19 protein-coding genes are annotated in these 17,048 nt (G+C 64.7%); 9 read left to right on the forward strand and 10 right to left on the reverse strand.

Annotated features, from left to right (window positions below; all coding sequences use genetic code 11):
• Positions 1 to 79 precede the first annotated feature (79 nt).
• The 4 genes from bluB to ABFX36_RS12225 form a co-directional block, all read right to left on the reverse strand.
• Positions 80 to 733, reverse strand: coding sequence for a 5,6-dimethylbenzimidazole synthase (bluB, locus tag ABFX36_RS12210; protein ID WP_006895033.1), 654 nt, complete (start codon positions 731 to 733; stop codon positions 80 to 82).
• A gap of 80 nt (positions 734 to 813) precedes the next feature.
• On the reverse strand, positions 814 to 1,323 hold the full coding sequence (locus ABFX36_RS12215) for a GNAT family N-acetyltransferase (RefSeq protein WP_006895032.1): 510 nt from the start codon (positions 1,321 to 1,323) through the stop codon (positions 814 to 816).
• Positions 1,320 to 2,066, reverse strand: coding sequence for a methyltransferase (locus tag ABFX36_RS12220; RefSeq protein ID WP_006895031.1), 747 nt, complete (start codon positions 2,064 to 2,066; stop codon positions 1,320 to 1,322). Before ABFX36_RS12220 ends, ABFX36_RS12215 begins: the two co-directional genes overlap by 4 nt.
• Positions 2,063 to 3,055 carry an iron-containing redox enzyme family protein gene (locus ABFX36_RS12225; RefSeq protein WP_006895030.1) on the reverse strand — a complete coding sequence of 331 codons (993 nt, stop codon included), beginning with the start codon at positions 3,053 to 3,055 and terminating at the stop codon, positions 2,063 to 2,065. The genes ABFX36_RS12220 and ABFX36_RS12225 overlap by 4 nt, the downstream gene beginning before the upstream one ends.
• A gap of 90 nt (positions 3,056 to 3,145) precedes the next feature.
• On the opposite strand from ABFX36_RS12225, the gene ABFX36_RS12230 reads away from it, so the two are divergent.
• Entirely contained in the window at positions 3,146 to 3,370 is a 225-nt protein-coding gene (locus ABFX36_RS12230) for a CDGSH iron-sulfur domain-containing protein (RefSeq protein WP_081598062.1), read from the forward strand.
• Between the two features lie 22 nt (positions 3,371 to 3,392).
• Here the strand turns inward: ABFX36_RS12230 and ABFX36_RS12235 are convergent, their stop codons facing one another.
• Positions 3,393 to 5,189: an acyl-CoA dehydrogenase gene (locus ABFX36_RS12235; protein WP_006895029.1), complete on the reverse strand. Its 1,797-nt coding sequence runs from the start codon at positions 5,187 to 5,189 to the stop codon at positions 3,393 to 3,395.
• 158 nt (positions 5,190 to 5,347) lie between these two features.
• On the opposite strand from ABFX36_RS12235, the gene ABFX36_RS12240 reads away from it, so the two are divergent.
• The gene (locus tag ABFX36_RS12240) at positions 5,348 to 5,965 is read left to right on the forward strand and encodes a TetR/AcrR family transcriptional regulator (protein ID WP_006895028.1); all 618 of its coding nucleotides are present in this window, start codon (positions 5,348 to 5,350) and stop codon (positions 5,963 to 5,965) included.
• 13 nt (positions 5,966 to 5,978) lie between these two features.
• Here ABFX36_RS12240 and ABFX36_RS12245 read toward each other — a convergent pair whose 3' ends face one another.
• Both ABFX36_RS12245 and ABFX36_RS12250 read right to left on the reverse strand, forming a co-directional pair.
• Entirely contained in the window at positions 5,979 to 6,431 is a 453-nt protein-coding gene (locus tag ABFX36_RS12245; protein WP_006895027.1) for a MarR family winged helix-turn-helix transcriptional regulator, read from the reverse strand.
• Positions 6,432 to 6,482: 51 nt separating this feature from the next.
• Positions 6,483 to 6,671, reverse strand: a complete 189-nt coding sequence (locus ABFX36_RS12250; RefSeq protein ID WP_045538450.1) for a TSUP family transporter — start codon at positions 6,669 to 6,671, stop codon at positions 6,483 to 6,485.
• A 365-nt stretch (positions 6,672 to 7,036) separates the two neighbouring features.
• Here ABFX36_RS12250 and ABFX36_RS12255 point away from each other — a divergent pair, with 365 nt between their 5' ends.
• Positions 7,037 to 7,438, forward strand: coding sequence for a hypothetical protein (locus tag ABFX36_RS12255; RefSeq protein ID WP_231650209.1), 402 nt, complete (start codon positions 7,037 to 7,039; stop codon positions 7,436 to 7,438).
• Positions 7,439 to 8,027: 589 nt separating this feature from the next.
• On the opposite strand, the gene ABFX36_RS12260 is transcribed toward ABFX36_RS12255, so the two are convergent.
• The gene (locus ABFX36_RS12260) at positions 8,028 to 8,324 is read right to left on the reverse strand and encodes a helix-turn-helix domain-containing protein (protein WP_006895015.1); all 297 of its coding nucleotides are present in this window, start codon (positions 8,322 to 8,324) and stop codon (positions 8,028 to 8,030) included.
• Entirely contained in the window at positions 8,321 to 8,674 is a 354-nt protein-coding gene (locus tag ABFX36_RS12265) for a type II toxin-antitoxin system RelE/ParE family toxin (RefSeq protein WP_006895014.1), read from the reverse strand. The genes ABFX36_RS12260 and ABFX36_RS12265 overlap by 4 nt, the downstream gene beginning before the upstream one ends.
• Positions 8,675 to 9,461: 787 nt before the next feature.
• Here ABFX36_RS12265 and ABFX36_RS12270 point away from each other — a divergent pair.
• The 6 genes from ABFX36_RS12270 to ABFX36_RS12295 all read left to right on the forward strand — a co-directional run bounded on the left by ABFX36_RS12270 (position 9,462) and on the right by ABFX36_RS12295 (position 15,654).
• The gene (locus tag ABFX36_RS12270) at positions 9,462 to 10,568 is read left to right on the forward strand and encodes a tyrosine-type recombinase/integrase (RefSeq protein WP_278127435.1); all 1,107 of its coding nucleotides are present in this window, start codon (positions 9,462 to 9,464) and stop codon (positions 10,566 to 10,568) included.
• Positions 10,565 to 10,897 carry a helix-turn-helix domain-containing protein gene (locus ABFX36_RS12275; RefSeq protein ID WP_005203177.1) on the forward strand — a complete coding sequence of 111 codons (333 nt, stop codon included), beginning with the start codon at positions 10,565 to 10,567 and terminating at the stop codon, positions 10,895 to 10,897. The genes ABFX36_RS12270 and ABFX36_RS12275 overlap by 4 nt, the downstream gene beginning before the upstream one ends.
• 382 nt (positions 10,898 to 11,279) lie before the next feature.
• Positions 11,280 to 12,434, forward strand: a complete 1,155-nt coding sequence (locus ABFX36_RS12280) for a hypothetical protein (RefSeq protein WP_346076552.1) — start codon at positions 11,280 to 11,282, stop codon at positions 12,432 to 12,434.
• Between the two features lie 273 nt (positions 12,435 to 12,707).
• Positions 12,708 to 13,814 carry a tyrosine-type recombinase/integrase gene (locus tag ABFX36_RS12285; protein WP_346076554.1) on the forward strand — a complete coding sequence of 369 codons (1,107 nt, stop codon included), beginning with the start codon at positions 12,708 to 12,710 and terminating at the stop codon, positions 13,812 to 13,814.
• On the forward strand, positions 13,811 to 14,143 hold the full coding sequence (locus ABFX36_RS12290) for a helix-turn-helix domain-containing protein (protein WP_346076555.1): 333 nt from the start codon (positions 13,811 to 13,813) through the stop codon (positions 14,141 to 14,143). Before ABFX36_RS12285 ends, ABFX36_RS12290 begins: the two co-directional genes overlap by 4 nt.
• 359 nt (positions 14,144 to 14,502) lie before the next feature.
• Positions 14,503 to 15,654: a hypothetical protein gene (locus ABFX36_RS12295; RefSeq protein ID WP_346076557.1), complete on the forward strand. Its 1,152-nt coding sequence runs from the start codon at positions 14,503 to 14,505 to the stop codon at positions 15,652 to 15,654.
• A 31-nt stretch (positions 15,655 to 15,685) separates the two neighbouring features.
• On the opposite strand, the gene ABFX36_RS12300 is transcribed toward ABFX36_RS12295, so the two are convergent.
• On the reverse strand, positions 15,686 to 17,044 hold the full coding sequence (locus ABFX36_RS12300; protein ID WP_346076559.1) for an MFS transporter: 1,359 nt from the start codon (positions 17,042 to 17,044) through the stop codon (positions 15,686 to 15,688).
• Positions 17,045 to 17,048: the final 4 nt, after the last annotated feature.

The raw sequence follows: 17,048 nt of genomic DNA on the forward strand, positions 1-17,048 counted from the left end.
CACGTCGTCCGGCCGCCGAAATGCGCGGCCCTGGCGATCGTATGACGACCGAACGAGTGATCGGTACCGATTAGGCGAGTCAGCGGATGAAGTAGCGCGTCTCCGGGTCGGTCCGGGCCTGCCAGCCCGCGCGTTCGAGTTCGGGCACCGAGTTCACCTCTTCCGGATAGCCGATGCAGAGGTAGGCGACGAATCGCCACCCGGGCGGAACGCCGAGGGCCCGGTGCACCTCGTCGGGTTCGACGATCGAGATCCAGCCGACGCCGATGCCGCGCGCGCGGGCGGCGAGCCAGAGACTGCTGATCGCCGTGACCACGGAGTAGGCGAGGGTCTCGGGCATGGTTCGACGACCGAGGCCGTGTCCCTGCTGCGGGTGGTCCTCACTGAAGACCGCGAGATGGACAGGTGCCTGATCGAGCCCGGCGAGTTTGAGCGAGGCGTACTGCTGGGCACGCTCTCCGCGGTATCCCTCCAGTGCCTCCGCATTGCACCGGGCGAAGGTGGACTTCACCACTGCCCGCAGCTCCGGCGATCGGACCTCGACCCATCGCCAGGGCTGGCTGTTGCCCACGGACGGCGCCAGTTCGGCGGCGGCCACGATCTCCTGAATCAGTCGCGGCTCGACCGGGTCGGTCCGGAAGCGTCGCACGTCGCGGCGCCAGCGGAGGAGTCGGTCGAACTCTTCGATGAACTGCTCGCCGAAACTGCCCTCGGCTTCGGGCGCGGTGGTCATCGTCTGCCTCTCGTCGGATCTCCGGGCCAATGGTATCGGCCGCACGCCGGCCGGTGATCGTCCGGAGACTCCGATCGTGGTCAGAGGCCGAAGGCCGCCGGATAGGCGATGACTCCGGAGGGGACGCGCGCCGCTGCGGTCAGCGGCAGTGCGAGGAAGCTGTCGTCGGGTACCGTGACCGGCGCCGAGATACCGAATCGGGACGCGGGAACGAAGCCGAACCGCGGGTAGTAGTCGGCATGGCCGAGGACGACGACGGTCTCGTCGCCGATCCGGCGGGCAGCGTCGAGCAGTGCTGAGATCACCGCCGTTCCGACGCCGGTGCCTTGCTGTGCCGGAACCACCGCACACGGTGCGAGGGCCAATACCGGCGTTCCTCCGACGGTCGCCCGGGTGAGCAGGGCGTGCCCGATGATCTCGCCGTCCTGTTCCGCGACATACGACAGCCCGTCGATCCACGCCGCCGGGTCGCGACGCAGTTCGTCGACCAGATCCGCCTCGGCCGGCGTCGGGAACGCGGCTGCGTTGACCGCATGAACCGCCTGCGCGTCGCCGTCGCCCTCCGGGCGCACCGACCACGCCCCGGTCATCGCGACGCTCCCCGCGGCACGGCCGACGTCGACCGCACGGCTCGTATCACCACCACGCGCTCGGTGCGTTCGCCCGGTTCGATGAAGCCCTGCGATTCCAGCCAGAGCGCGCGCTCGTGCATCACCGGACCGAAGTCGACAACGACTTCGTCGGTGACTGCCGCGTCGAAGCCCCGGTCCGCCAGTCCGGAGAGGGTGGGCGTCACACCGCAGACGTCCGACTGGACCAGCAGTGCCGCACCCGCGGGCCGAACGAGCTCGGGCAGCACGCCGATGATCGAGTCGACCACGCTCCTGCCGTTCGGTCCGGCGTTCCAGGCGTGTCCGTCGGGCATGTGCGCGGGCGCCGGGACATACGGCGGGTTGGCGACCACCAGGTCGGCGGGATCGAGCCGAGGGAGTGCGCGGACATCGGAGCGGACGACGTCGACGGTCACATCGTTCGACGCCGCGTTGACCGCGACCGCCTCGACCGATTCCCGGGTGTCGTCGACCGCCGTCACGCGGGCGCCGGCCAGAGCGGCGTAGACCGACGCGATTCCACTCCCAGCGCACAGCTCGATCACCGAGGTCACGCCCTTCGGGTGGGTCTGCATGTGGTTCACCATTCGACGGCACAGCATCGCCGAGTCGACCGACGGCCGGTACACGCCCGTCGGCGCGGTCACGGTGGGCTGGGGCAGGGGCAGGGTCCCGAGGATCCGGCCGGCGGTGGCCTCGCCGACCGCCCATCGGCCGATCACCGGGCGGACCCCACGCGCAGCGACGACCGGCCCGCCTCCCACGCGGCCCAGATGTGCTGTGCGGCCAGCCGTTCCACCGCCAGACAGGTCAGTGCGCCGCGCAGGAGGCCGATGCGGCCGTCGGGTGTGTCGCCGAGCGCTCCGGCGACCTCGCGGACGACGAGCTGTTCGTGCACCGCATCCGCCTCGACGTGTTCGTCGAAGAACAGCCGAACCGGGCGCCCGAATCCGAGGCGGCGCAGGCCACGGCTGTACTGCCTGCTCGGCAGTGACGACGTGGTCTCCACCATGCACAGATGTCCGACGAGTTCGCGGACCCTTCCGCGGTGGAGGCCGAAATAGGAGAGTGTGTTGACGGCCGCCAGGGTGGGAGCCGGAATGCTGTCGATATATGCGGCGTATCCGGAATCCAGATCCATTCCCCGCATCAGATCGGCCCACAGAGTGGCATGCATGTAATCGAGTCGGCCGCCGCCGTATTCATCGCTCTGCACTTCGATCAGCGCAGCCTTGGGTGCGCCGCCCAGGCGCGGAATGCCCAGCGTGTGAACATCGGCTTCCCGCAGCTGGTTCAGCGATCGGTGAATCACGAGTTCCCGGAATTGATCGACGGTTCCCGACCGCGCGAGAAATGCCGCCAGCGGCGGACCGTCGTCGTCCGCGCTCGCCTGGAACAACGCTTCCACGACGTCGTCGGGGTCCTCGATCGGGCCGACCAACGCGTTCAGTTCCGATTCCAGACGTTGTTCGAGTTCGCCGCGCACCTCGAGCAGTCGCAGGTCCCACTCCGCCCGATCGTCGACGCCGCGGATGCCGCGCAGGTGCAGTTCATACAGCATCGTCAGGGTGAGCTGGGCGTCTTCGTCGTCCAGCACGGGACTGCGATGTGCGGCGACCGCGGCCGAGAGGGGCTCGGCCGGACCGTCGAGATCGAGCAGCAGTTCGGCCAGTGCCGCGCTCACCGGGCCGCGGGGCGCGGGCATCGGCATGCGCGGCTGCGAACCGTTGGCGCCGTCGTCCGAGGTGAGTAGGCTCGCGCTGAGCGATGAATTCCGCACGTTCCCAGGAATTGAGGACAAATGACCTCCAACGATCAGGGCGGCGACCATCGGGACGATGACGTCACCGTCATTCCATGTCCTTCAGGGCCGCTATTGGTACGCGGGCCGATTTCGGTGATCAAGCCCGATGGTACCGCCTATTCGCCCCGGCGGCGCACGGTCGCATTCTGTCGATGCGGCCGGTCCACCATCGCCCCGATGTGTGACGGCTCGCACAAAGTGCGGACCCGCCCCGGACGGTGACCGAGGCGACGGACGGACCGATTCAGAACCAGTTCGGTTCCATGACCGCGGTGGTGTCGTCGAGAGACGCGAGCAGGGCCGTCCACGGTCCGGTCTGCGGGAGTTCGTGGGCGAAGAAGTAGCGCGTGGCCATCCTCTTGCCGTCGTAGAAGTCGCCGGACCGGTCTTCGCACGCGAGATACTGGTCGAGCCAGAGCCAGGCGACCACCACGTGACCGAAGGCCTCCAGGTACACCGAGGAGTTCGCCAGTGCCGTAGCGGGATCACCGTCCGCCCACAGGGTCCCCGTCACTTCGACCACCCGCCGCCAGGCGTCGTCGAGACCGTCGGCGAACGCCGACGCGGTGCCGCCGCGACCGCGGGCGGCGTCGGCGGTCGCGGAGATACGCGCGCCGAGCAGGCTCAGCCCCCTGCCGCCCCGCATGATCACTTTGCGGCCGAGCAGGTCGAGCCCCTGAACGCCGTGCGTGCCTTCGTGGATCGGATTGAGGCGGTTGTCGCGGTAGTGCTGTTCGACGTCGTAGTCGCGGGTGTAGCCGTAACCGCCGTGCACCTGGATCGCCAGATCGTTGGCCTTCAGACACCACTGCGACGGCCAGCTCTTGGCTATCGGTGTCAGGACGTCGAGCAGCAACTCCAGGTCGGCTGCGGTCTCCGCGTCGGCGGCGGTGTCCAAGTCGTCGACGAGTTTCGCGCAGTACAGGCCCAGTGCCAGACCGCCTTCGACGTAGGCCTTCTGTGCCAGCAGCATGCGGCGGACGTCCGGGTGCGCGATGATCGGGACCGGCGGCGCGGCCGGATCTTTGGCGCCGATCGGGCGGCCCTGGGTGCGCCCGGCCGCGTAGTCGACGGCCTTGAGATATCCCACGTACCCGAGTGCGGTCGCCAGGAAGCCGACGCCGATCCGCGCCTCGTTCATCATGTGGAACATGTACGAGAGCCCGCGGTGCTCCTCACCGACGAGATAGCCGACCGCGCCGGCCTCGCCGCCCGGTCGATGGGTGCCGTCACCGAGGGCCAACGCCGTATTGACGGTGCCGCGATTGCCCATCTTGTGGTTCAGCCCGGTGAGCGTGACATCGTTGCGCTCGCCGCGGCCGCCGTCGTCGCCGGGCAGGTACTTCGGCACGATGAACAGCGAGATGCTGTGCACACCGGGCTTGCCGCCCGGCGTCTTGGCCAACACCAGGTGGACGATGTTCTCCGACAGTTCGTGATCGCCTCCGGAGATCCACATCTTCGATCCGACGACCCGGTAGGTGCCGTCCGGCCTGCGTTCGGCGCGGGTGGTGATGTCGGCCAGCGAGGATCCGGCCTGGGGTTCGGACAGGCACATGGTGCCGAACCAGCGTCCTTCGAGCATGGGCCGGACGAAGGTGTCGATCTGTTGAGGCGTGCCGTACTCGGCCAGAAGTGCCGCGTTGGCCGCGGTGAGCAGCGCGTACGACGAGGTTCCGGCGTTGGCGGCCTGCAGCCAGGCCATCGAGGCCCGCGCGAGGGTGGTCGGCAACTGCATGCCGCCGACCTCGTGGTCGAACGGTCCGGCGATCAGCCCGGATTCGGCATACGCCGCCAGTGCGCGCTGGACGTCCGGGATCATCTCGACCGTGCCGTCCGGACGCATCGTCGGCTCGGAGGCGTCGGCGAGCCGGTTGTGGGGGATGAAGTACTTGTCGGCGAGGTCGGCCGTGAGGTCGAGGACGCCGTCGAAAGTCTCTCGGGAATGATCGGCGAACCGTTCGCGGGCGGTCAGGGATTCGACGTCGAGCCACTCATAGAGCAGGAAGTCGAGGTCGCGGCGAGAGAGAGCGTGCGTCATGGGAGGGTTCCGATCGGTCGGGGGCCGGGCGACGTACGGCTCGGGGCCCCGTCACTCCGTCTGGCGTCATGTACTATGCAAACGCATAGAAACTATGCATACGCATATTTCAGGACTGTGTGCGCCGTGTCAATCCCGACCGGAGACAGGAGAGTTCGATGACCGCCACCGCACCCGGTCCGGCCGACGGTGTACCGGGTTCGAAAGCCGCCGCACGGATCCGGCGGGCGGCCTGCGAGGTGTTCGCGGCGAAGGGCTACGGCCTGGCCACCACCCGTGAGATCGCTGCGAGTCTTGGCATGAGTCCCGGCGCGGTGTATCCCCACTACAAGACCAAGGAGTCGCTGCTCTTCGCGATAGCGACGGAAGGCCATCGGGCGGTTCTGGACGCGCTGCTCGCTGCGGACGATCCGGCGCGGTCGCCGACCGAACGGCTCCGGGCCGCCATCGCGTCGTTCGTGAGGTGGCATGCGGAGAACCGGGCGATCGCTCGCGTCATCCAGTACGAACTGCGGGCGCTGACCGACGATCACTTCGAACTGATCGCCGGTCTGCGACGCGCGACCACGAGAGTGTTCACCGAGATCGCCGAAGCCGGCGCCGCCTCGGGCGAGTTCTCCTTCGGTGACGTCTCGACCGTGACGCTCGCTCTGACGTCCCTCGGGATCGACGTGAGCCGATGGTTTCCCGTCAGGAATCACGCCGACGCGGACGATCTCGCCGACGACTACGCGGAGATCGCGCTACGGATCGTGGGTGCCCGGGCGGCACGGTAGTCGCGGGTGAGGCTCAGCTCAATCGGTCGCGAATCTTCTGGAAACTCGTCGCCAGGACGTTCAACTCGGCGGGACTGAGCACGTCGATCATCGTCTCGCGGACTTCGTCGACGTGCGCCGGGGCGGCGTCGACCAGCTTGGCCAGACCGGCGGGGGTCAGATGCGCCCAGGCTCCGCGGCGGTCGTCGACGCACGGGATTCGCTCCACCCACCCCTTGTCGACCAGGCGGTTCATCGCTCGGGTGACGGTGCTTCGCGACGTGGCGACAGCGTCTGCGACACCGCTCATCCGCAGTTGGCGGCCGGGCGCTTCGGAGAGGGCGACGAGCAGTGAGAAGTCGGTCAGCGACAGCTGTGCGTCCCGGACGAGCTGATGGTCGAGCGTATTCATCAACAGCCGGGTCGCGTCGAGGTAGGCGCGCCATGCCGCCTGTTCCTCGTCGGAGAGCCATCGTGGAGAGTTCATACGTCGACCTTACCGAATTAGTTGATTATGCAATTACTGGCCCTGCCGGCATCAGGCGGTCAGTGCCAGGTAGGGCGCGAGGGCGAGGAGGGCCGCCGTCAGGGCCATCTTCAGCACGCGCGTCGGCAGGGCCTGCGCGACGCGCCATCCCACCAGCACTCCCGCGAGTTCGGGAACGCCGATCAGGGCCGCGAGCGGCCAATCGATCGCCCCTTGCGCCGCGCATGACGAGTACGACACCGAACGACACCGACGTCCTCGATTTCTGGTCCGGTGGAGCCGGACGTTGGCGTGTGGAGCGAGACGGCGAGGTCCAGTACATCAGCGATGGCCGCCGCACGTTCTACCGTGACAGCAACGGCGCGGCAGTGGAACTCAGCGGCCGCGGTATCCGAATGCCGTGGCTGACGACTCACATAAGCCCGATCGATCTCGTGGGGCAATCCGGAGTCCTCCACCAGATGACGCGAGACGTCATCGCACTCACCACGCCGGTGCCCGTCCGCTGCGATGGGCGGCCGGCGTGGTCGACCCTGCTAGGCCGACCCGGTGCCACGGAGCGAGAGCGGCTCACGATCACGATCGACGACCGGTCGGGTTTGATTGTGGAACTGTCCTCGGGGCGAGGCTTCGCGCTCACCGTGACGAGCCTGTCGAGCGGTCCGGTGGACGATGACGCATTCGCCTGGCCGTGGCCGGGCAATCCGCCCGTGGAGGAAGTGATCTCCGATAGACAGCGGACGATCGATCGTTCGGCGATTCTGGAAGCGATCACGTCGGCTGTCGACCGCCGTACGGAAGTACTCGCCGCCATCGCATCGTCAACAGTGGTCGACGATGCACGGACGGCCGTCGCGGGGCTGCTGGGAACCGACGAGGCCGGAACTGACGCGGTACTGGCGATGCAGTTGCGTAAATTTACCCGGTTCGAGCGAGAAAAGATCAGAGACGAGGCGGAAAACCTCCGCGCTCTCCTCGACAACGCGAATGATGCAACCAATGGCTAGATGCCCGGAAAACGTGAAGCCCTACGACGCCCGGACCGAGCTCACGCTCTACAGAGATGAGAACATTGCCGTCTGGATGGACTCGGTGTACGTCTACCTCGACTCGTTCGAGTTCTCGGTCTCAGTGCGCAAGCGAAGGTGGCATCCGCCAACGTCGACTCCCCAGTTCGGGCGATATCCGCGTGTGGTTCGCCTGACCGTTCTATGGGAATACAAGAGCGATCATTCGTTCTCGACGGAAATCTAATTGTAGAAGATTCGAAGCACGCCATCGAGTTGTGGCCTTCCGAAGGTGCGTCTCCCGACCTCAAGTCGCGAGCCGTGAATTACCCGGTAGAGATCGAACCTGCGAGTTGGTTCGGGACCCGAGTACCAGCGGGGCCAACTATCGCCGCAACCACCATCGGCGACTTCCTGGTCGGCGAGGATGGAGGCTGGGTTCGAGCTGAACTGCACGCGGCGAGCACTTTACGGAGTCGATCGTGGCGACGACACCCGTCCGACTGGCATAGACCGCAAGTGCGAGAGGGATGATCCACCAAGCGGCCCCAGGCGGCGAGCACTTGCTGATGCATGACCGGGGGCGAGGTCAGGCGGCGTCGATGCTGACGGTGAGGCGGGCGCCGCAGGCGCGGGCGAGGCGCTCGAGAAAGTTGACGGTGGGAGTGCGGGAACCGTTCTCGACGGCGGCGACGGAGCTTTGAGTGGTGCCCATCCGTTCTGCGAGCTGGGCTTGGGTGAGTCCGGCGTCGATTCGAGCCTGGTAGGCGATTCCTGCTAGCTCCATCACGACTCCGGCGGTTTCGTATGCCTGGTCGTAGACCTCACGCTCGGCGGCGGTGAGGTCGGCGAGCGCCGCCTGCTTGTACTCGGTGTAGTTGGTCATGATTTCCCTTCCTTCTCCTGATCCCGGCGGCGCAGCACACTGCGGGCTCGCTGGACTTCTTTGCGCTCGTTGTTGCGCTGCTTGCGGAACGTCGTCAACGTGATCACGCGGCGCTCAGGCTGGATGGTGTAGGCGATTCGCTGGTTGACTTGATCACAGCGAAACCGGAGTTCCCAGAGATTCTCGTCGAGCTTGCGACTGTGCGGCATTCGGAGCATGGCACCTTCGACGGCCAGGAGGTCGAGTGCCCGGAACGCCTGTGCCCGTCCCTTCACTGTGAGGCCGTCGAGCCAACTGCGCACCTCTTCACTCAGCTCAATCTGCCACGTCGATCCCCGCTCGATTCCCACCCTCCGAGTATACCGGGAGAGCTATATAGCATCAACGGAATAATCAGCAACTGGCGTGCAAGCGTTCGGGGCGAGTTCGGTGTGTATCGGGTAGCCGCCTTCGCGGGTCAATGGCGGCGTGACTGGTCGTGTGGCCTCAGCGATGCACCTTGTCAAGAACGAACCGGACGGTCCACGACGCTGCGAAGTGGTGCTCGCATCGTGGTGGAGGCGGGAGTATTGCAGCGTGTATTGGTCGGGTCACGAGGACGGCGCAGCGGCCCAGGTGCGGCGGCTGCGCCGTCTGGTCATCGTCACAGTGACGATAAACTATGGGACCGCGAACCATGCTTTGACCAACTGCTTTGATCCAACTGGCTAACCAGGACCAGGATTGCCGAAAGCTGAGGTTTCCAACAAGCAGACCCAGCTCAATCGGTTAAGCACTTCTCAACAATTGCCAGTTGTGTGCAAAACGCGCTGAACTGTCGTCGACTGGCGAGTTGCATATATGGACATGGAACCCGAGCCGATAAGATACATTATGTCAAGTAGAACCCTGCGTATTGCAACAGATGAATCACTGCGGCTCCCCCATGCCCGGGCGCTTCGTTCATTCTATGGCGTCGGGACCAGCGGATACGTACCGGTTAGGCCAGCCGCCTTCCGGCGAGACCCCATGAGTCGCGTGGGCAGTTGCCCGGTCTTGATCGATTTCGTTGTCATTTTGACCTGCGGGTATTGACCTGCCGTCTCATTGGATGCATCATTGAATCATCAGATGAAACCGTTTCTGGTGGAGGTTCCGATGCGAATCGATGAGGTTGGCCGAGTACATCTGGTTGAATCTGTGCCGCTTCTGCGGCCGGAGGAGCGTGTCGTCGAGCTGATGCTCGACGGGTGGCGGAACCAGCAGCTGTCCAGGAACTTGCAGTTCTCGACAATCGATCGGCGAGTGCGCTGCGTGCAGAGGTTCATCGAGCATTCGAACGAGGAGCCGTGGAACTGGACACCGGCGATGGTTGAGGAGTTTTCCGCCGATCTTCGGTCGGTTCGTCATGTGATGCACTCGACGTTGCGCGGCTACCACGGCACACTGCGGGCATTCTGTTCCTACATCAGCAACCCTGACTACGGGTGGGACCGCGTCTGTGAGCAGCTGTTCGACGCGTACCCGGCCCAGGTTTTTTCCGCCTGGAACACCGCGAGCCACGTCCAGGAGTACGACGGGCGGGCGAGCAAGCGCCCGTACACCAAGGACGAGCTTCAAGCCTTGTTCGAGTACGCCGACGATGAGGTAGCTCGGATCGGTACGACCAGCAGGAAGGGCTGGCAGGCGGCCTACCGGGACGCCGCGATGATGAAGGTCGCCTACGCCTACGGCTTGCGGTTTAACGAGCTCACGCACCTGCAATTGGTGGACTTCGCCCGCAATCCCCACGCTCGCGAGTTCGGGAAGTTCGGCGTGTGCAAGGTCCGGTACGGGAAGGCGTTCCGCGGGTCACCTCCGAAACCCCGTTCGGTGTTGACGGTGTGGCGGTGGACGCCTCCGATCATCGAGGACTGGATCGCCAACGGCCGAGGTGATCCCGACAGTCTTGATCTGTTCTCCAGCGAACGAGGTGGGCTGGTGGTGGGGTCGACTCTTCTTCGTCGTGTACGCCGCTACTGTGTTGATCTGGGTATCCCCGACGGCGTCGATCTGCATTCGTTTCGGCGGTCGTACGCCACGCATTTACTCGAGGATGGCTGGGATCCCAGGTTCGTGCAGGACCAGATGGGGCACGAACACGCCTCGACGACGGGAATCTATCAGTTCACATCTGACGAATTTCGTCGGTCGACATTGAGATCGGTGTTGGACCGGACCGTGAGAGAAGCGTTGGACAGCACGACGAAGGGAACTGCCGAATGAAACGCAAGGTCGATTACACGTGGCGGCTGGCGGAGTTGATGGCTGCGCGCGGAATGAACACGACCACGGACTTGATCCCCTTGCTCGCAGAACGGGACATCTCGTTGTCCCGTCCCCAGGTGTATCGGCTGGTCAACCAGCGACCTGAGCGGGTGTCGCTGCAGTTGATGTCGGCGTTGTGTGACATCTTCGGGTGCGGCCCCGACGCGCTTCTCACAGTCACCGCCGTCAATGCTCGCGAGCACCACCGAGCAGCCAATGCCGGCCCGAACGTCATGCGGCTGGACCGCGCTGTGCGTCCGCGGCGCGCGAACATCCTCGACGAGTAGCACCACGCAATGAGGTGAAGACAGGATGGAACCTGACGGCCTAGTCCCCTATCGGCCAGTACGCGGCCGACCGCGACAGGCGAGTGGAGCGTGGGTCTGCGACCGGTGCGGCAGATCGACCACCCGGACGCAGGCACACTGGCCCGAAGGCCGAATCTGCTTCACCTGCTGGTTCACCGCGATCCACACTCACGGAACATGCCCGGTATGCGGCGTCGAACGACTTCTACCTGGACCACCCCTGCCCGACGGCACCCCGGTGTGCGGGCCGTGCGCAGGTATCGTCGACGACTTTCGATGCAGCCGCTGCGGCGAGGAGTCCGGTCACCACCGCGGGACGATATGCGCTCGCTGCGCCGTCCGGGACGACCTACACGAGATCATGGGCGGGCCGCCGTCCGACCCAATCCTCAGCGGCCTCGTCGACGCGCTATGCGTCGCTAAGCGACCCGAGTCGACGATGATCTGGAAGCGGTCACCGAAAGTCCAGGAACTGCTCAAGGGGCTAGGAACCGGCGCCATCGCCGCCACGCACGAAGGCTTAGACACCCTACCCAGTCGGGCAGCAGAACATCTGCGGACATTGATGGAATACCACGGCCTACTGCCTCCCCGAGACCGGTGGCTGCCACGCTTCGAACAATGGATCGATGACAAGCTGATCGACCTGCCGACCGAGGTCGCCCGGCCCGCTCGCCACTTCGCGACGTGGCACCATCTGCGGCGGATTCGCGCAATCGCCGATGCCGGCGGCGATACCCAGCCATCGGTGCGATCGGCCAAACAAGAGATCACCGAGACCGTCAAGTTCCTGAGCTGGCTGAGGTCCACCTACGGACGCACGATCGAGACCTGCACGCAACACGACGTCGACCAGTGGATCGCAACAGGTCCGACAACGCGATACACGATCCGAACGTTCCTGGTCATCTGCAAACAAGACAGACTCAATACCGCCGTGCAGCTCGGCCACCGGGCTCCGAAGACGACACCATCCTTGACTCAAGCCCAGCGGATCGCCTGGATCAGCGAACTGCTCACTGGTGACAGTGAGACTCTCCCTTACAGAGTCGCTGGGGTCCTGATTCTGCTGTATGCGCAGCCGCTGAAAAGCATTGTCCGACTGCAGACATCATCGATCATCGACGGCAATCCGATGGCGATCACTTTCGGCAAGCACCCCGTCGACGTGCCCAAACCGTTCGCTCAACTCGTCCGCGACGTGCTCGCCCATCGCACGAATCTACGCACCAGTGGACACGGCAATCCCTGGTTGTTTCCCGGCACGCATGCCGGAGATCATCTCCATCCCGACACGATCATGCATCGCCTGCGCCTGATCGGCATGAGCAACCTCGGTGCCCGCAACAGCGCACTCGACGACCTCGTGCTCGAGTGCCCTCCGTCCGTCGTCGCCGACGCATTGGGCTACAGCCATCAGGTTGCGTTCCTTCACGCTGAACGCTCCGGCGAAACGTGGGCTCGGTATGCCGGTCGACGACTGCTGCACACACTCCCATTAAGTTACCGCCGATAACTTACGTTATGACAAGTAGAACCCTGCGTATTGCAACAGATGAATCATTCCTGACCCCCGCCCCAGGAGGACCATCTTCCATCTTATAGCGCCGCGACCTGCACATACACACCCGTGCATTCCATACGCTGGTAGCGGTTTGGATGAGTGACAGCCACGCCGTTCGCTTGTCTGGTTGATTGCGGCACTCGATTGACCTGTGGGTATTGACCTGTCGTCTCATTGGATGCATCATTGAATCATCAGATGAGACATATCCTGGCGGAGGTTTCGATGCAGATCGATGAGGCTGGCCGAGTGCATCTGGTCGAATCTGTGCCGCTTCTGCGGCCCGAGGAACGGGTCGTCGAGCTGATGCTCGACGGGTGGCGGAACCAGCAGTTGTCCAGGAATCTGCAGTTCTCGACGATCGATCGGCGAGTGCGCTGCGTCCAGAGGTTCATCGAGCACTCGAACGAGGAACCATGGAACTGGACACCGGCGGCGGTTGAGGAATTCTCCGCCGACCTTCGGTCGATTCGTCACGTGACGCACTCGACGTTGCGCGGCTACCACAGCTCACTGCGGGCATTCTGCTCGTACATCAGCACCCCCGACTACGGATGGGACCGCGTCTGTGAGCAACTGTTCGACGCGTACCCGGCGCAGGTCTTTTCCGCCTGGAACACCGCGAGCCACGTCCAGGAGTACGACGGCCGAGCGAGCAAACGCCCGTACACCAAGGACGAGCTTCAGTCCCTGTTCGAATACGCGGACGACGAAGTCGCTCGGATCGGTGCGACAAGCAAGAAGGGCTGGCAGGCGGCCTACCGGGACGCCACGATGATGAAGGTCACGTACGCGTACGGCCTGCGGTTCAACGAGCTTACTCACCTGCAACTGGTGGACTTCGCCCGCAATCCCCACGCTCACGAGTTCGGAAAGTTCGGGGTGTGCAAGGTCCGCTACGGTAAGGCGTTCCGCGGATCACCGCCGAAACCTCGATCGGTGTTGACCGTGTGGCGGTGGACGCCTCCGATCATCGAGGACTGGATTGCCAACGGCCGAGGCGATCCCGACAGCCTTGATCTGTTCTCCAGCGAACGAGGCGGCCTGGTGGTGGGGTCGACGCTTCTACGTCGTGTACGCCGCTACTGCGTTGATCTCGGTATCCCTGACGGAGTGGATCTGCATTCGTTTCGGCGGTCGTACGCCACACATCTACTCGAGGATGGTTGGGATCCCCGGTTTGTGCAGGACCAGATGGGACACGAGTACGCCTCGACGACGGGGATCTATCAGTTCACCTCGGACGAGTTTCGGCGGTCGACGTTGAGATCGGTGTTGGACCGGACGCTGACACAGGCATTGGACAGCACGAGGAAGGGCACTCCCGAATGAAGCGCAAGGTCGATTACACGTGGCGGCTGGCGGAGTTGATGGCTGCGCGCGGAATGAACACGACCACGGACTTGATCCCCTTGCTTGCCGAACGCGACATCACATTGTCCCGCCCTCAGGTCTATCGGCTGGTCAACCAGCGACCTGAGCGGGTGTCGTTGCAGGTGATGTCGGCATTGTGTGACATCTTCGGGTGCGGTCCCGACGCGCTTCTCACAGTCACCGCCGTCAATGCTCGCGAGCACCACCGAGCCGCCAACGCCGGCCCGAACGTCGTGCGGTTGGACCGCGCGGTGCGTCCGCGGCGGGCGAACATTCTCGACGAGTAACAGCCACGCAGTGAGGTGAGTACAGGATGAAACCTGACGGCCTAGTCCCCTATCGGCCGGTACGCGGCCGACCGCGACTGACCAGTGGCGCGTGGGTCTGCGACCGCTGCGGCAGGTCGACCACGCGGACGCAGGCGCACTGGCCCGAAGGCAGAATCTGCTTCACCTGCTGGTTCACCGCGATCCACACCCACGGGACATGCCCGGTATGCAGTGTCGAACGGCTTCTACCGGGCCCACCTCTCCTCGACGGCACACCGGTGTGCGGGCCGTGTGCGGGAATCGTCGACGACTTTCGGTGTAGCCGTTGTGGCGAGGAGTCCGGTCACCACCGCGGGACGATATGCGCTCGCTGCGCTGTGCGCGACGACCTGCACGAGATCATGGGCGGGCTGCCGTCCGACCCGGTCCTCATTGGCCTGGTCGACGCCCTCTGTGCCGCCAAACGGCCCGAGTCGACGATGATCTGGAAGCGATCTCCGAAAGTTCAGGAACTGCTGCACGGGCTAGGGACCGGCGCCATCGCCGCGACGCACGAAGGCTTGGACACCCTGCCCAGTCGGGCGGCTGAGCATCTGCGGCATGTGATGGAGTACCACGGCCTACTACCGCCCCGAGATCGGTGGCTGCCACGCTTCGAACAGTGGATCGAGGACAAGCTCATCGACCTGCCTGCCGAGGTCGCCAGGCCCGCACGTCACTTCGCGACGTGGCACCATCTGCGGCGGATTCGCGCGATCGCCGACGCCGGCGGCGACACCCAGCCGTCAGTGCGGTCGGCCAAACAAGAAATCACCGAGACCGTCAAGTTCCTGAGCTGGCTGTGGTCCACCTACAGACGGACGATTGAAACCTGTACGCAACGCGACGTCGACCAGTGGGTGGCTGCAGGACCAACGACGCGGTACGCCATTCGTACGTTCCTGGTCGTGTGCAAACGAGACAGGCTCAACACCGCCGTGCAGCTCGGTCACCGGGCGGCGAAGACGGCACCGTCTTTGACCCAAGAGCAGCGGATCGCCTGGATCAGCGAACTACTCACCGGCGAGAGTGAGACGCTCCCCTACAGGGTCGCCGGCGTTCTGATTCTGCTGTATGCGCAGCCGCTGAAAAGTATTGTCCGACTGCAGACATCATCGATCATCGACGGCAATCCGATGGCGATCACGTTCGGCAAGCACCCCGTCGATGTGCCCGAACCGTTCGCTGAATTTGTCCGTGACCTGCTTGCCCATCGAACGAACTTACGCACCAGCGGGTGCGGCAACCCCTGGCTGTTCCCCGGCACACACGCCGGAGATCACCTGCATCCGGACACGATCATGCACCGCCTGCGCCTGATCGGCATGAGCAACCTCGGTGCCCGTAACAGCGCACTCGACGACCTCGTCCTCGAGTGCCCGCCCCCGATCGTTGCCGACGCTCTCGGCTACAGCCACCAGGTCGCATTCCATCACGCCGAACGCTCCGGCGAGACATGGGCGCGCTACGCGGGCCGACGAATCCGCTGACCCAGTCGGAGGCTGACCGCCTGTGCACCAGTCAGGCGGCCGAACGATGCTGGTGCGGCCACTCTCGGTGCAGGTCGTCGATGACGAACGTGTGAGTGTGGACATATCCTGCCGCAGTCGCCGCGGCACCACGAACGTGATCGACATCGGTGATGTCGGCCGGGTGCACGTGCTCGAGCGCCGCAGGCTCCCGAGCAGGCCAGCACCACAGCGCTGCACACGCGCCAGTCCCGGCCAGCCCAGCTAGGATCATCCACGTCACCGAGTAGCCGGCCACAGTGGCACCCCACCCGGCGATCGGATACGCAAGGAGCCAGCAGGCGTGCGACAGGGAAAACTGCGCGGCAAACACCGCGGGCCGATCCTGCGGCGCGCTCGACCGGCGCAGCACATTGCCCGTCGGCGTCAAGATCGCGCCACTACCGGCTCCGATGACCGCCCACAACACTAGTAGTGCAGGCCACTGCCACTGGCCGCCGCTGGTGAATGTGAACGCCACCACGCACACCGCAGCGCCAAACAGGACCGCGGCACCGGTGAGCATCACCACACGGTCACCGAACCGAGCGAACAGCATAGGCACAGCGAATGCGATCACCAACACCCCGAGCCCGTTGGCGGTCAACAACCACGCCACATCAGCGGCCGGGCGGCCCAGCGTGTCCTGCACGAGGTTGACCGTATTGACCATCACGATCGACCCAGCCCCGGCCACAGACAGATTCAGGCCCATCAAACCGCGCAGACGCGGGGTCGAAAGGAACACCCTCGCCCCCGACAACACGCGATCGCGAACCCGGTAGCCGCCGACAACGACAGCGTTGGGAACCCGACTGGACACCACCAACGCCGCCGACCCGAGGAACCCCGCCGCCGTTCCAGCGAACAGCCAATGGAAGTCGATCACGCTGATCAACAGCGCCGCCAGCAGCGGACTCAACAAAGTCTCCATCGTCGAGGCGAGCTGAGAGTACGACAGAGCGCGCGTGTACTGCTCCTCATCGGGCAGAACATCAGGCAACGCAGCCTGGAACGTCGGGGTAAATGCGGCCGATGCCGACTGCATCAACGCCACCAACACGTACACATGCCAGACCTGATCAGCGAACGGCAGCGCCACCACCACTGCGGCACGCACAACATCCAGACTCACCAGCAGCGCACGCCGATTGAACCGCCCCGCGTATGCCCCCGCAACCGGTGCCACCAGCACGTAGACCACCATCTTGATGGTCAACGCCGTCCCCAACACTGCCGCCGCATTCGCGCCAGCGAGCTTGAATGCCAACAGTCCCAACGCGACCGTCGCCAGCCCATTACCCGCCAACGCCACCACCTGCGCACCAAACAGATGCCGGTAATCACGCACCCCAAACAACGATCTCGTCATCACC

Source organism: Gordonia cholesterolivorans (assembly GCF_039531975.1).
GTDB lineage: Bacteria > Actinomycetota > Actinomycetes > Mycobacteriales > Mycobacteriaceae > Gordonia > Gordonia sihwensis.